This window comes from Martinezella lusitana (genome assembly GCF_014207095.1).
Lineage (GTDB): Bacteria > Pseudomonadota > Alphaproteobacteria > Rhizobiales > Rhizobiaceae > Rhizobium > Rhizobium lusitanum_B.
In genome coordinates this window covers 411,344-426,430 of the sequence record NZ_JACHBG010000002.1, presented here as the reverse complement: position 1 = coordinate 426,430, position 15,087 = coordinate 411,344, and the positions used below count along the sequence as shown (strand labels likewise).

The window sequence follows — 15,087 nt, the reverse complement described above, 5'->3', positions numbered from 1 at the left end:
AATTCAATGATGTCCGCCTTCGAGATAGGCAGCGCGTACTTCCGGATTGGCGAGCAACTCCTTGCCCGAACCGCTCATCGTCACCCGGCCGTTGACCATCACATAGGCACGGTCGGATAGCTTCAGCGCCGCAAAAGCGTTCTGCTCGACAAGGAACACCGTCAGCCCCTGGGTCTGGTTCAAGCCCTTGATGGCCTCGAAAATGCCCTTGACGATCAGCGGCGCAAGACCGAGCGACGGCTCATCCAGCAACAGCAGTTTCGGGCGCGCCATGAGTGCGCGGCCGATCGACAGCATCTGCTGCTCGCCGCCCGAAAGCGTGCCGCCGCGCTGCGACTGGCGCTCCTTCAGCCGTGGAAACAGCGTAAAGATCTTCTCGACGTCCTCGTTAAAATATTTGAGCTTGTCGAGGCTCGCCCCCATCTGCAGGTTCTCGTAGACGGTCATGCGCGGAAAGATGCGGCGCCCTTCCGGCGACTGGGCGATACGAAGCCGCGCAATTTCATGCGTCGGCATGCGCGTGATGTCCTGACCGTCAAAGATCACCGACCCGCTGCGAGCCTGCGGGCTGCCGCAGATCGTCATCATCAGCGTCGATTTCCCCGCGCCGTTGGCACCGATCAGGCTGACGATCTCACCGCTGTTGACCTCGATATCGACGCCGGAAAGCGCGCGGATATTGCCGTAATACGTCTCGACGCCCGCGACTTTCAGAAGTGGCTGCCCCGTCATCAATTCCCACCTTCCTGGAGGTGTTCGACTTCGGCAATCACCTCTTCCACTTCCTCGTCCTCGACACCCAGATAGGCGGCGACCACCCTCGGATCGTGCTTGACCTCGTCCGGCGTACCGTCTGCGATCTTCTGGCCATATTCGAGCACGATGACATGGTCGGAGATTTCCATGACCACCGACATGTCGTGCTCGATCAGCAGGATCGATGTGCCGGTATCCTTGCGGATGCTGCGCAGAAACTCGTTGAGCACCAGGGACTCGCGAGGATTGAGGCCGGCGGCCGGCTCATCCAGACAAAGCAATTCAGGACCCGTGCACATGGCGCGGGCAATCTCCAGGCGACGCTGAGCGCCGTAGGGAAGATCGCCGGCCGGATCGTCGGCCCGATCGACGAGATCGGCCTTTTCGAGCCAGAAGCGCGCCAGTTCGATCGCGTTCTTGGCCTCTGCGCGATAGGGCCCGATACCGAGCAGACCGAGGATCGTATAGCCGGAGGCGCGCATCAGCTTGTTGTGCTGCGCCACCAGCAGGTTCTCAAGCACGGTAAGGCCCGAAAACAGACGGATATTCTGGAACGTGCGCGCCACTTTGGCTTCGCGCGTGATCCGGAAATCCGGAAGCCGCTCCAGGAGATATTCCTTGCCGCTTCTCTGCTGGAGGGTCAGCATGCCCATCGTCGGCTTGTAGAAGCCGGTGATGCAGTTGAACACCGTGGTCTTGCCGGCGCCGTTCGGGCCGATCAGCGCCGTGATATCGCCGCGCTTCGCCTCGAAGGAGAAGTCGTTGATCGCCATCAGGCCGCCGAACTTCATCGACAGGTGCTCGACCTTCAGCAGGATGTCGTTGGGGGTTGTGGTCACAGCGTTCATCAGCCGTGGCCCTCCTTGGTGAAGCTGCCGGAGATCGCTTTTCGCTCCTTGAGGAAGGCGGTCGGCTCACGCGTGCCGACGAAGCCGCGTGGTTTGAAGATCATCACGACGACCATGGCAAGACCGAAGATCAGCATGCGGTAGAGTTCGGGAGTGAAATCGGGGCCGAAGCCGGGAATGATCGTGGTGTCGCCCCAGACCAGACCGGTCTTGAGGAAACTCATGTTGCGCAGCGCTTCGGTGCCACCGATCATGGCGATCGCCGCGATAGCGATACCCTTCAAAGACCCCATGCCGCCCAGGACCACGATCGCCAGGATGATCGCAGACTCGAGGAACACGAAGGATTCCGGCGAAACGAAGCCCTGACGCGCCGCGAAGAAGGACCCCGCGAAGCCGCCGAACATGGCGCCTGTGGCGAAAGCGGTCAGCTTCGTCGTCACCGTGTTGATGCCCAGCGAACGGCAGGCGATCTCATCCTCACGCAGCGCTTCCCACGCCCGTCCGATCGGCATACGGCGCAGCCGGATCGTTACATAGGCCGTCAGCATGCAGAGCAGCAGGATGACGTAGAAGAGGAAGATCTTGTACCAGGCCGAAGACATAGGCAGGCCGAAGGACCGGATGAAATTATGCGGATCCTTGAGGTCAAAGCTATAGATGCCGAACAAGGATGCCTTGGTGATGTTGGAAATGCCGAAGCTTCCCTGCGTCACATCCGTCCAGTTGGTTATAACGATACGGATGATTTCGCCGAAGGCGAGCGTGACGATAGCCAGATAGTCTCCGCGCAGGCGCAGCACCGGAAAGCCCAGGATCATGCCCCAAAGTGCGGCAAGCATGCCCGAGAGTGGCAGGAGAAGCCAGAAGGACAGGCCGAAATGCATCGACAAGAGCGCGTAGGAATAGGCGCCAACCGCATAGAAGGCAACGTATCCCAGATCGAGCAGACCGGCGAGACCGACGACGATGTTCAGGCCCCAGGCAAGCATCACGTAAATCAGAATCTGGATGCCGAAATTGTCGACGTAGGTCAGCGAGCCCTGCGGGCCGAAGATCGCGACTGCCGCCAACGGATAGATGAGCAGAAGCAGAAGGGCGATCTTGTTGAAATGCTTGGAGGCAAAGCTGGGTTCGCCTTCCACCGGCGCCACCTTGGCCTTGGCGGCCTTACGCGCCGCCAGGTATGGCTGAACGGACACCGTCATGATGAAGCGGCCAACCGCGGCGATGGCAACGATGATCGCCAGTACGCCCCAGCGCTGCACGATGACCAGCTTGTTGTCCATGTTCTGATCGGTCTTGAGACCGATATAGAGGACGAACATGCCGAAGGCTATCAGCGCGGTCCAGAGGGCGTCCGTAATCCCTTTCCGGACAAGGCCGGGCGCGGTCTTGCCTGCAACGAAGTTTGAATTTGCCATGGCGTTATACCTTTTCGACTTCCGGCCGGCCGAGAATACCCGTCGGCTTGAAGATCAGCACGTAGGCCAGGATGCCATATGTCGCGACGTCCTTGTACGCGATGGCGAAATTGCCGGACCAGAACGACTCGATGAAGCCGATCATCAGGCCGCCGAGAACAGCACCCGGAAGCGATCCGATGCCGCCGAGAACCGCTGCCGTGAAGGCCTTGACGCCCGGCACGAAGCCGTCCGAGAAGTTGGCCACGCCATAATACATCAGATACATCGTGCCGGCGACAGCAGCGAGCGCCGCGCCCATGATGAAGGTGACGGAAATGGTCCGGTCGACATTGATGCCGAGCAGCGCCGCCATCTTGCGGTCCTGCTCGGTGGCGCGCTGAGCGCGGCCGAGCGCCGTCTTGTTGACCAGATACCAGAAGGCAGCCAGCAGCACGACCGTGATGATGAAGATGATGATCTGCTTCAGCGACAGCGAAACGCCGCCGAAATTGTAGACATCGCCCACCAGCGTCGGGATCGGCTTGTTGCGCGGGCCCTGAGAAACCTGGATGAAATTCGAAAGTACGATCGACATGCCGATTGCCGTAATCAGCGGCGCGAGGCGGAACGACCCGCGTAGCGGCCGATAGGCGACACGCTCGATCACCCAATTCCAAAGGCTCGTCATCAGCATGGCGACGATGAGCATCACCAGCAGCATGACCGCGACAGGCAGACCGGCAAAAAGTGAGATGAGCACGAGGTAGGTGATAAGAGCGGCAAAGCCGCCAAGCATGAAGACGTCACCATGGGCAAAATTGATCATGCCGATGATGCCGTAAACCATAGTGTAGCCGATGGCGATCAGGCCATAAATCGACCCTAGAGTCAGCCCGTTTAAGAGCTGCTGGATAAAGTAATCCATATGTCATTTCCCCTGGACGCGGCGTTATACGACCACATCTCATTTTACTTTTTTAGGCTCCTTCGAGAGGCCCTATAGGGTCGATTCCATACCGCTTTCGAAAGAAATGTGAAGCCAAAAAGGCGAGAAACTGACAAATTCTTTTCAATTCCCCGTGCGCTGATGCGAATCCGACCAAAAATGACACAAAAACGGCAGCGTTTGGCGCAAAACTGGTCAGAGCGGGGCGGCAGCGCGCTTATCCTGAAAAACTATTATCAGTGACGGGCCTGGTTAGGGACCCGCCACCTTCTCCGTGATGCCTTGCCATCACCCGCGCATGCGTGCGCCATCGGCATCGAACAATGGCTCGGCCTGCAGCCTTGCCGGCAGCAGCTCGCCAAGCAGCTCGATGGACCAACCCTGCGTTTCATCGGCGATCTCCTTCGGCACATAGCCGACGGCCACGGAGAGGCCGGACGCATAGGCGTAGCCGCCGGACGTCACCCAACCGCACACGGCACCGTTGTGATAGATCGGCTCATCGCCGATAACGTCGGCATCCCGCGCACTCAGGATAAACGTGCGCAGCCGCAGCGTGCCGCCCTCGGCCTTTTCCTTGGCCGCAGCTGCCTTGCCTATGAAATCAGCGTCTTTGGTCAGCGCAACGAATCGGTTGAGGCCGGCCTCGAATGGCCCATAGAGCGGCCGGTATTCGCGCGACCAGCTGCCATAGGATTTATCGAGACGCAGCGCATTCAGCGCTCGCAGACCGAAAAGTCGAATGTCGAATTCGGCACCTTCCTGCATCAGCAGGTCGTAAATATAGCGCTGATATTCCGGCTTCATCCAGATTTCGTAGCCGAGATCACCCGTATAGGAGACACGCCCGACGATAGCGGGAGCCATGCCGAGATCCATGCGGCGAATCGACATAAACGGGAATTCTGCGGTCGAAAGATCCTGATGGGTCAGCTTCTGCATTAGCTTGCGGGCATTCGGGCCGGCGATCGAGAGGCCGAGAAGCGACAGGCCAAGAGCCTGGAGTTCGACCGAGCCGTCCTTCGGCAATAGGCTTTCGAACCAACGCATATGGTAGGCTTCGGCAATGCCGGAGCCGATGAGAAGAAAATCTCCCTCGCCGAGCTTTGCCAGCGTGAAATCGCCGATGAGCTTGCCGTCATGCTTGAGCATCGGCGCGAGCGTCATGCGGCCCACGGCCGGAATGCGGCAGGTGAGCAACCTGTCGAGGAAGGCCTCTGCCCCAGGTCCCTTGACCGAATATTTGGCAAAGCCCGAGGTCTCCATCAGGCCAACGCTCTCGCGCACTGCCTTGGCTTCCGCGCCGACGACGTCGAAATCGTTGGAACGGCGCCAGGAAAACTGATCGACCTCGCCCTTCGGAGCGAACCACAGCGCCTGCTCAAGGCCGTAGTAGGCGCCGAAGACGCCGCCGGCTTCCTTCAGTCTATCGTAGATCGGCGTGGTCAGCAGCGGACGGGCCGCCGGCAGCTCTTCGTTCGGATAGCGGATGGAGAAGCGGCGGGCATAATTCTCGCGCACCTTGGCATTCGTATAGGCGAGCGTCGCATAGTCACCATAGCGGGAGACGTCCATCGCAAAGACGTCGAAGCCCGGATCGCCGTAGATCATCCAGTTTGCGAGCGCGAGGCCGACGCCGCCACCCTGGCTGAAGCCGGCCATGACGGCGCAGGCTGACCAATAGTTACGAAGCCCGCGCACGGGGCCGACCAGCGGATTGCCATCCGGAGAGAAGGTGAAAGGGCCGTTGATGATCTTCTTAATGCCGGCATTGTTGAAGGCCGGGAAGTGACGGAAACCGACTTCCAGTTCCGGCGTGATGCGCTCGATATCTTCAGCCAGAAGCTCGTGACCGAAATCCCAGGGCGTCGTCACCGGCGACCATGGGCGACAGGCCTTCTCATAAGTGCCCATCAGCATGCCCTGGCGTTCCTGGCGCAGATAGATCTCGCCGTCGAAATCGACGCAGTGCATCAGCTCCCTGCCCGTCGTCTTGTTGAAGTCGATGACCTCGGGCATGTCCTCAGTGATGAGATACATGTGCTCCATGGCGAGCACGGGCAGCTCGAGCCCGACCATGCGGCCGACTTCGCGCGCCCATAGGCCAGCGGCGTTGACGACATGCTCGGCGATGATCTCACCCTGGTTGGTGATGACGCGCCAGGAGCCATCCTCACGCTGCACCAGCTCCTCGACTTTGGTATGCAGATAGATCTCGGCACCGTTCTTCTTGGCCGAGCGGGCATAGGCATGCGTCGTGCCATAGGGGTCGAGATGGCCCTCGACCGGGTCATAGAGAGCGCCCACGAATTGATCTGGGTCGAGAAGCGGCATCATCTCATGCGCTTCCTTCGGCGTCAGCAACGTCGCCTCCAGGCCATTATAACGGCCCTTGGCGAGGATGGACTTCAGCCAGTCGAAGCGCTGCGGCGTCGCCGCCAGCATCAGGCCGGAGGTCAGGTGCAGGCCGATGTCCTGACCGGAATATTCCTCGATCTCCTTATAGAGCTCGACCGTGTACTTCTGCAGCTTGGCAACGTTCGGATCGCCATTGATCGTGTGCATGCCGCCCGCGGCATGCCAGGTCGACCCGGATGTCAACTCGGAGCGCTCGAGCAGCACCACATCCGTCCAGCCGAATTTCGTCAGGTGATAGAGCACCGAACATCCGACGACACCGCCACCGATGACGACGACCTTGGCATGGCTTTTCATCTAGGAATCCCCTGTTTTCGGCACGAAGCCGCCGGGTGTCTTCCCGCGCGACCGACCGCATTTGAGAGGAAACCTAGAGACTATCCGACAAGCCAAATAGCCCGAACTGCGAAACGGATATGTCTGTTTGCGCCATGGCAATTGTTCGGATCGCGCCATTATCGTGCGGAGACCCAAACCGATCGGCAAGACCTCCCCGGTCCGGCAATATCACGCTTTTCAGTCGACGAAGGCGGCTGTCAGGGCGAATTCCCGCCCCATCTCCATAATCTCTTCAAAAACGCTACCGGCATAGGAGCGCGGCACGATGATTTCGAAGCGATCGGCACCCGTGCGGGCGACATTGGCGCTGACATGACAGCACAGCATGTTGGCAGACTGTCCTTCGGCAAAGACTTGCGGATGCAGGTCTACAGCCACGCATTTGGCGAGAATGCGACGGACGTTGGGACCGGAGATGCGAAGCAGCACGCGACCATCGCTCTGCTCGAAAAACGAGACCTTGGCGGGATCGAGCCCGAAGAGATCGCGCGCCACACTTTCAGAGCCGAGCGTGTCGGAGACCACAAGCCACTCCCTCGGTCCTGCGTTGCGGACGGAAACATCGTCGATCACCTTCAGCCCGGCCAGAACCCAGTCTTCATCGCCGGCCTTTGCGAGCACGGAGAAGATGGCGGGCCTGCGAACGACGGCGAGATGATTCGGATTGGCGGCAGCCTCGAAGCCGGAAATATGATCTTCCAGCACATGTCTGTTTTGAAACGCGACGCTCATCGATCCCTCACCCGAAGAGTTTCTTGTTATCAGGATCGACGAAGACCGGATTGCAGACCTCCGCCGGCACCTCTTCGCCGCGTAGCCCATCCCAGACGACCACATGTTCGCCGATCCGTTCGCGGCCCGATTTCAGGAAGGCCAATGCGATGGAATGACCAAGAACCGGCGAGAAGCAGGCTGAGGACACATGCCCCTGATCGTTCACTGTCGACGGCCTTGCACCTTCCCTCAGAAGATGCGCGCCGGCTTGGATCTCCTTCGTCGTGTCGAGCGGTTTCAGTCCCACGAGCTGCCCGCGATCGGCCGCAGTCAGACCGAAACGCGTCGATAATCTTTTGCCGATGAAATCCGGCTTCTGGGCCGACATCATTTTTCCAAGGCCGACATCGTCGGGAGTTGTCCGACCATCCAGCTCGTTGTGGGTAACATGGCCTTTCTCGATGCGCAGCACGTTGAGGGCTTCGACCCCATATGCGCAGATGCCGTGAGACTTGCCGGCTTCCATGATCGCATCCGCGACGGCCTCGCCGTAGCCGGCCGGAACGGCAAGTTCGTAAGCAAGCTCACCCGAGAAGGAGATGCGGAACAACCGTGCCTTCAGGCCGCCCTTCAGCATGACTTCGGCGGCTGCGAGAAATGGGAAGAACGCATCGGATATATCGTCCTCGACGATCTGCTCCAGCACCAGCCGCGCCTTCGGCCCGGCAATCGCCATCTGCGCCCATTGATCGGAAGAGGAAACGAAGCGGACGTCGAGCTGCGGCCAGAGCGTCTGCGCCGAGAATTCCATATGCGTCATCACCTCGCCGGCCATTGCCGTCGTGGTCGTCAGGAAAAAGTGATCCGGCGTTAGCCGGCTCGTCGTGCCGTCGTCGAAGACCATGCCGTCCTCACGCAGCATCAATCCATAGCGCGCCTTGCCGACCGGCAGCTTCAGGAACGCATTGGAATAGAGGCGATTGAGAAACTCCGCCGCATCCTTGCCGAAGACCTCGATCTTGCCGAGCGTCGACACGTCGCAAAGACCGACACTGTTGCGCACATTCAGCACTTCGCGGTCGACGCTGTCGCGCCAGCCCTTCTCACCCGGCCGGGCAAACCAGGAGGAACGATACCAGAGGCCGGCTTCGACGAAGCTCGCGCCATTCTTCTTCGCCCAACCATGCAGCGGCGATTCCCTGACCGGCTGCGCGTGCTTGTCTCGTGCCGTACCGGCCAATGCCCCGAAGGAAACAGGCGTGTAGAACGGCCGAAACGTCGTCGTGCCGACGGCGGCGGGGCTGACGCCACGCATGCCGGCAATGATACCGGCGGCATTGACGTTGCCGAGCTTGCCCTGGTCCGTCGCCATGCCGCTCGTCGTATAGCGCTTGGCATGCTCCACATGACCGAAGCCTTCGCGCAGAGCGAGGCCCAGATCCTTGGCATGTACATCGTTCTGGAAGTCGACGAATGCCTTGTCCTTCGCGCCCGGCACATGCCAGATCGCCGCGAAGGAGGGATCATATTCGCCCTCGACTTCGAGCAAGTCTGCCGCATGAGCCGTACGACCGAGACTTTCGACGACCAGCCGAGCCTTTTCCACACCATCGGCAAGACAACCGGAAACGCTCTCAATCCCCGCGGCCGAGCCGGCGATCTCCAGCTCGCCGCCCACGAGCGGCGCCATGAAGGCCTGCTTTTCATCCGACCAGACCGGCTTGGCGCCACGCTGGCAGGCAAGATGGATGATCGGAGACCAGCCACCCGACATGGCAAGCGCGTCGCAAGCAATCAACTCATCGAGGCCACCGCGATCGGCGATGACGCCGCTGATACGGTACTTGCCTTTGGTCGCATGGATGCTTGCCGCATGAACCACGCGAACGCCCTGAGGCGTCGCATCGGCGGATGCAGCACGGGTATCGAGGATGGCCGCGATCTCAACGCCAGCCGCCGCAAGATCGGCAGCCGTGCGGTAGCCGGAGCCGCCATTGGTGAAGACCGCCACCTTCTGGCCGGCAACAACGCCATAGCGATTGAGATAGCTGCGCATAGCGCTGGCCATCATGACGCCTGGACGATCGTTGCCGCCGAACACCAGCGGCCGCTCCTCAGCGCCGGAAGCGAGGATGGCGCGCTTGGCTGCGATGCGCCAGAGACGCTCGACGGGCAAATCCGGCGATGGCATCGCCACATGCTTCTGCACCTTTTCGACCGCGCCGAAGACGTTGCCGTCATACCAGCCGAACACGGTCGTGCGCGGCATCAGCGTCACATTCTCGAAGCTCTGCAGTTCGTCCAGCACCGTCTGCACGAAGGCATCGGCGGACGTGCCGGCGATTGTCAGCCTTTCCGACAGCAGCGAACCGCCCAGACGAAAGCCTTCATCCGCCAGTACGACACGCAGACCCGCACGAGCTGCCGTCAGGGCCGCCATCAAACCCGCAGGCCCAGAACCTATGACGAGCAGGTCACAATGCGCCCAGGCCTTTTCATAGCGGTCCGGATCGGCCTGCATGACAGCCTTGCCAAGGCCGGCAGCACGCCGGATCAGTGGTTCGTAGACCTTCTCCCAGAAGGCGGCGGGCCACATGAAGGTCTTGTAGTAGAAGCCCGCACCGAGGAAGGGCGAAAGCAGGCCGTTAACCGAGCCCAGATCGTATTTCAGCGATGGCCAGCGGTTCTGGCTCACCGCCGTCATGCCCTGATAAAGCTCGGCGACGGTGGCGCGCGTGTTCGGCTCGGTGCGGCCTTCCTTGCCAATGGTGACGAGTGCATTCGGCTCGGCCGATCCTGCCGTCAGAATACCGCGTGGTCGGTGGTACTTGAAGCTGCGGCCGACAAGCAGCTGGTCATTGGCGAGAAGAGCAGCAGCGAGCGTGTCGCCTTCCAGCCCCCTCATCTCCTTACCGTCGAATTTCAAGGACAGCGGGCGGCTGCGATTGACGAGACCGCCGGTCGAGAGACGATAAGCCGTCATCGCGCCGCCTCCTTCGCCTTGTCCTCGGCATCGGTAACGGAAAAGACCTCGTGGGTGACATTGCTGCGCTCGACGACGAGCCAGCGGCGACATCCCGCGCTATGATGCCAGTACTCCTGGATCCGACCGCGCTCATTGTCACGAACGAAGACATAGCGATTCCAGTCTTCATCCGGCGCTGTCGGCGCCGGGCGGGCGACGGACGCCGAGCCGCGAATGGAGAATTCTTCCTTGGGTCGCACGCCGCAATGCGGGCAGTTGATCAAGCTTGCCATTGGTATTGTGCCCTCAATGCAGGTTCGGCTGCGGACCCTTGCCGCCTTCGTCGATCGCGAAGCCGCGCTCGAAGCGGTCAAGACGCAGGAGGCGGCTGACATCGTGGCTCTCGCCCTTGGCGATCAGATGCGCGAAGCAGAAGCCCGAGGCCGGCGTCGCTTTGAAGCCGCCATAGTTCCAGCCGCAATTCAGATAGAGATTCTCGATGGGGGTACGGTCGATGATCGGCGAGCCATCCATGCTCATGTCCATGACGCCGCCCCAGGTGCGCAGCACGCGGACGCGCGACAGGCCGGGGATGAGCGCCACCCCCTCCTCCATCGTGTGCTCGACGGTGGCGAGATTGCCGCGCTGGGCATAGGAGCTGTAGTAGTCAATATCGGCGCCGAAGACCAAACCGCCCTTGTCGGACTGCGATATATAGAAGTGTCCCGCGCCGTAGGTGATGACATTGTCGATGACAGGCTTCAGCCCTTCGGAAACGAAGGCCTGAAGCACATGGGTTTCGATCGGCAGTTCCAGATCGGCCATATTGCCGAGGATCGACGTGTGGCCGGCGGCCGCAAGCGCCAGCTTGTTGCAGCCGATGAAGCCGCGATTGGTCTCAACGCCGGTGACGATGCCGTTTTCACGACGGATGCCGATCACTTCACATTGCTGGATGAGATCGGCGCCCCGGCTGTCGGCGCCGCGTGCATAGCCCCAGGCGACGGCATCGTGCCGCGCTGTGCCGCCGCGCCGCTGCAAGAGGCCGCCGAGGATCGGAAAGCGCGCGTGGTCGAAATTCAGATAGGGCATCATCCGGCGAACCTGCTCGCGATTGAGCAACTCCGCATCGACGCCGTGCATGCGCATGGCATTGCCGCGCCGGGCATAGGCATCACGCTGGCCATCGGAATGGAACAGGTTGAGGACGCCGCGCTGGGAGACCATGGCATTATAATTGAAATCCTGCTCCAGTCCTTCCCAGAGCTTCATCGAGAATTCGTAGAAAGGCTCGTTGCCGGGCAGCAGATAATTGGAGCGGATGATCGTCGTGTTGCGGCCGACATTGCCGGAGCCGATATAGCTCTTTTCCAGCACCGCAACATTCGTGATGCCGAATTCCTTGGCGAGATAATATGCCGTAGCCAGTCCATGTCCGCCGCCACCGACGATGATGACATCATAATGCGGCTTGGGCTCCGGCGTCCGCCATACCGGCTGCCAGTGACGATTGCCCGAAAACGCCTGTTTTAGAAGCTGATATGCCGAATATCGCATGCATTCATCCCGATGCTACCCCGGCCGCACATTCGCACATGCAATAAAAACGACAAGTCCCGAAAAAGCGAAAAAGCTTCGCAAACAGAACATCTTCTATGCAGATTGCGCACGCGCAATGAGCGATTGTCACTCAAACGACACGCTCACTGATCGAGGGGCGTGCTGGCAACGCTGGGATGCAGAGCCTTGTTGCGAAAGGGCCGCCCGGGCGCTAAGCCATACGGAGCCGGATTATATCAGCTCTAAACTCCGTGTTTGCGACTTCCTATCTATAAGGTCCGGACACTTGCAGCGCAAAGACAGAGCGCGGAAGACGAACAGGCAGATGCTTGCAACATTCGAAACAGCAGCACTCGAAGCGGGAAAGGCCATATTGGAGGTCTATCGCGCGGGCTATGCTGTTGCTCTCAAGCAGGACATGAGCCCTGTCACCATCGCGGACGAGCGCGCAGAGCACATTATTCTCGAGCATCTGGCGCGCGACTTTCCCAGTATTCCGGCAATAGCCGAGGAATCGGTTTCAGCCGGCAGGATCCCGGATATTCGCGGACGTTCCTTCTTTCTGGTCGACCCGCTTGATGGCACGCGTGAATTCATCGAACATCGCGACGAATTCACCGTCAATATCGCCTATATCATGAACGGCACACCTGTCGCCGGCATCGTCTATGCCCCTGCCCTTGGCATAGCTTTCACAGGCGAACCGGGGAAAGCCCGCAAACTGATCGTCGATGAACATTTTGCCATCACCGATCGCCTGACCATCGCGGTGCGCGAACGGCCGGACAAGCTGATGGCACTTGCCAGCCGTTGCAACAGCAATTCGATAACAGAGAGCTTTCTGACGCATAACGACGTTTCCGCCTGCACCTCGATCGGCTCCTCGCTGAAATTCTGTCTGCTCGCCGAGGGCAAGGCCGATGTCTATCCGCGGTTTGCCCGCACGATGGAGTGGGACACGGCGGCCGGCGACGCCGTGCTGCGCGCGGCCGGCGGCGTCACGCTGACGGCAGACGGCGATCCTCTCGCCTACGGCAAGATCGACCAGCTTGCCGATAGCGACTTTGCAAACCCGCACTTCATTTGCTGGGGCGGAAAGAAGAACGCCGTACACGCATAAGATCATTTTCTTCGAAAGAAACCGCATCTTTTGTGCAACCGGCAGCAGCACGGCGGCGGCATTTTCTTGCTCAAAAGCGTAAGTTTTCACTGACAAAAAATAATAGAGAAAAGCCTGTTTCTCCCGAAATAACAGGGAATTAGCGGCTTCTCCGCGCGTCCGGTTATCGGCAAATCACCCACCGGCCACATTCCTTAAAATTCTTAGCAAAGTCTTACTACGTGCTTAGGCAATTTTTAAATGTGGCAAGATAGAGTGCCTCTCGTGGTCTTGAGTGTGTGTAGAGAGTCCAATGACCGAAATGATACGTCCCCGAGTGAAGTATGTCATCGGCCCCGATGGCAGCCCGCTGACGATAGCCGACCTTCCGCCGCCGAATACGCGCCGCTGGGTCATTCGTCGCAAGGCAGAGGTTGTCGCCGCCGTGCGTGGTGGTCTGCTCAGCTTGGAAGAAGCCTGCGAACGATATACGTTGACCGTCGAAGAGTTCCTCTCCTGGCAGTCGTCCATCAATACCCATGGCCTTGCCGGCCTTCGGACGACGCGCATACAACAGTATCGCCACTGACAGCAGCGACAGCACCACCTTTCTGATCTTTCTTTCGGGCCTCTTCCCAACGGAACAGAGGCCCGAATTGTTGATTAGCTTGACCTAAGGCGGCCACATCTCATGAACAAGGCCTCCCCCGACACAAGAGCGCTTCCTCCTTCAGCTCGGAGACAATCCGTTTACAATCTCGATGGTTGGCAGATGACGGAGCTCATGCAATCCTTGAGACAACAGAGCATTTCCGCTGCCTTGTGAATCGCGAAACCGCTCGGTCTTATAGTTCTGCGCATTCCAGGCGGGAAACCACCACGCAATTTTCCTGGAAATGCCCTGGAGACGACAAGGGAGAAAGTCATGGATATCCGCAACGAAAACAACGCATCGGGCGGCCGTTATGTCGCGACCGTCGACGGCCACGAGGCGGAAATGACCTTTTCCCGCACCTCTGCCAAGCTGATCATCGTCGATCATACGGGTGTGCCGGATGCCCTGCGTGGAAAGGGGGTCGGCCAGGCGCTTGCCCTCCACGCCGTCGAAGAAGCACGCCGCGGTGGCTGGAAAATCATTCCGCTCTGCCCGTTTTTCAAGGGACAGGCTCAGCGCCACGACGATTGGCGCGACGTCGTTAATCTCTAAACGAACCCCGCAATTGCATTAACAGGACCCACGATGATGCACCGGGCATTGCGCCCCGTGCATCAAAACAGGTCTGCAAATACAAAAAGCCCCGCATGGCCGGCCTCTTCAAGGCCGGTCATGCGCGGCTTTTGTGCCGCTTCGATCAGATCCCGCACATTCCAAGATAGGCCCCGTGTCGGAATGGAATGATGCCTGGATCGAAAGAGGACGACGGGCTTGCGACCTCAGGCGCGTGCCCTTGCCGGCCCCGAACCGTCGCGCTCTTCGAGCGCTGCAGCCTTGGCATACTCGGCCTGCATGTCTTCAAGCAAGTGTTCCAATGCCTCTTCCTGAACCTGGAGTTCCCTGATCGACACCTGCAAGTTGTCCGCACGCTGACGGGCGGCCTTGGCAAAGGTCGGGTACGCAAAGTGGTTCGGGTCGGCAATGCCGGACTTTTTCTCTTCCAGCACGATCTGGCTTTCCAGATCCTTTGTCATACGGTCAAATTCCGCCATCATCATCTGCAACTGCTGCAGCTGACGGCGTTTTTCGTTCACCTGAAACTCTTTCAGGCGAACTAGGCTCTCACGTGACTTCATACGCATTACTCCCGTGATGCGAGACCCCGGCTCTCGATATTCTCACCCGCCGAGCCGCTTTGAGACGGCTTGGTTAAAAAAATTTCCAGCGATATTAATAAATGCCTACCGCTGGTAACCTTTCGTTTACGGGCATCGTTAATGATAGGCGCAATGATTTAAGGCTCGGTAAATGTTTCGGTCGGAATTCGACATGTTGGCATTGATGAGTCGGATGAATCACTTGGCGTGGGTTCTTAACGCGA

Annotated in this window: 13 protein-coding genes; 3 read left to right on the top strand and 10 right to left on the bottom strand. The window is 59.5% G+C overall.

The genetic code is table 11. From position 1 onward, the window contains the following. Positions 1–3: 3 nt before the first annotated feature. The 9 genes from GGD46_RS06590 to GGD46_RS06550 form a co-directional block, all read right to left on the bottom strand. Positions 4–732 (bottom strand): ABC transporter ATP-binding protein, encoded by a 729-nt coding sequence (locus GGD46_RS06590; RefSeq protein ID WP_184702923.1) that lies wholly within the window; start codon positions 730–732, stop codon positions 4–6. After that, on the bottom strand, positions 732–1,604 hold the full coding sequence (locus tag GGD46_RS06585; RefSeq protein ID WP_184702922.1) for an ABC transporter ATP-binding protein: 873 nt from the start codon (positions 1,602–1,604) through the stop codon (positions 732–734). Before GGD46_RS06585 ends, GGD46_RS06590 begins: the two co-directional genes overlap by 1 nt. Further along, entirely contained in the window at positions 1,604–3,028 is a 1,425-nt protein-coding gene (gene livM, locus GGD46_RS06580; protein ID WP_184702921.1) for a high-affinity branched-chain amino acid ABC transporter permease LivM, read from the bottom strand. The genes GGD46_RS06585 and livM overlap by 1 nt, the downstream gene beginning before the upstream one ends. 4 nt (positions 3,029–3,032) lie before the next feature. Next, positions 3,033–3,935 (bottom strand): branched-chain amino acid ABC transporter permease, encoded by a 903-nt coding sequence (locus GGD46_RS06575; protein ID WP_184702920.1) that lies wholly within the window; start codon positions 3,933–3,935, stop codon positions 3,033–3,035. A 309-nt stretch (positions 3,936–4,244) separates the two neighbouring features. Continuing rightward, positions 4,245–6,671, bottom strand: a complete 2,427-nt coding sequence (locus GGD46_RS06570; RefSeq protein WP_184702919.1) for an FAD-dependent oxidoreductase — start codon at positions 6,669–6,671, stop codon at positions 4,245–4,247. A gap of 219 nt (positions 6,672–6,890) precedes the next feature. Then, entirely contained in the window at positions 6,891–7,445 is a 555-nt protein-coding gene (locus GGD46_RS06565; protein ID WP_184702918.1) for a sarcosine oxidase subunit gamma, read from the bottom strand. Positions 7,446–7,452: 7 nt separating this feature from the next. Continuing rightward, positions 7,453–10,410, bottom strand: coding sequence for a sarcosine oxidase subunit alpha family protein (locus tag GGD46_RS06560; protein ID WP_184702917.1), 2,958 nt, complete (start codon positions 10,408–10,410; stop codon positions 7,453–7,455). Beyond that, complete coding sequence (locus tag GGD46_RS06555) at positions 10,407–10,685, bottom strand: sarcosine oxidase subunit delta (RefSeq protein ID WP_184702916.1); 279 nt, start codon at positions 10,683–10,685, stop codon at positions 10,407–10,409. Before GGD46_RS06555 ends, GGD46_RS06560 begins: the two co-directional genes overlap by 4 nt. Positions 10,686–10,698: 13 nt before the next feature. Continuing rightward, positions 10,699–11,949 carry a sarcosine oxidase subunit beta family protein gene (locus tag GGD46_RS06550; RefSeq protein WP_184702915.1) on the bottom strand — a complete coding sequence of 417 codons (1,251 nt, stop codon included), beginning with the start codon at positions 11,947–11,949 and terminating at the stop codon, positions 10,699–10,701. A 328-nt stretch (positions 11,950–12,277) separates the two neighbouring features. On the opposite strand from GGD46_RS06550, the gene cysQ reads away from it, so the two are divergent. From cysQ to GGD46_RS06535, 3 genes are all read left to right on the top strand, one after another. Continuing rightward, positions 12,278–13,072, top strand: a complete 795-nt coding sequence (cysQ, locus tag GGD46_RS06545) for a 3'(2'),5'-bisphosphate nucleotidase CysQ (protein ID WP_184702914.1) — start codon at positions 12,278–12,280, stop codon at positions 13,070–13,072. Positions 13,073–13,364: 292 nt separating this feature from the next. Next, positions 13,365–13,640 (top strand): DUF1153 domain-containing protein, encoded by a 276-nt coding sequence (locus GGD46_RS06540; RefSeq protein WP_004107124.1) that lies wholly within the window; start codon positions 13,365–13,367, stop codon positions 13,638–13,640. 336 nt (positions 13,641–13,976) lie between these two features. Next, the gene (locus GGD46_RS06535) at positions 13,977–14,258 is read left to right on the top strand and encodes a GNAT family N-acetyltransferase (RefSeq protein ID WP_184702913.1); all 282 of its coding nucleotides are present in this window, start codon (positions 13,977–13,979) and stop codon (positions 14,256–14,258) included. 227 nt (positions 14,259–14,485) lie between these two features. Here GGD46_RS06535 and GGD46_RS06530 read toward each other — a convergent pair whose 3' ends face one another. Continuing rightward, positions 14,486–14,842 (bottom strand): flagellar export protein FliJ, encoded by a 357-nt coding sequence (locus GGD46_RS06530; RefSeq protein ID WP_184702912.1) that lies wholly within the window; start codon positions 14,840–14,842, stop codon positions 14,486–14,488. Positions 14,843–15,087: the final 245 nt, after the last annotated feature.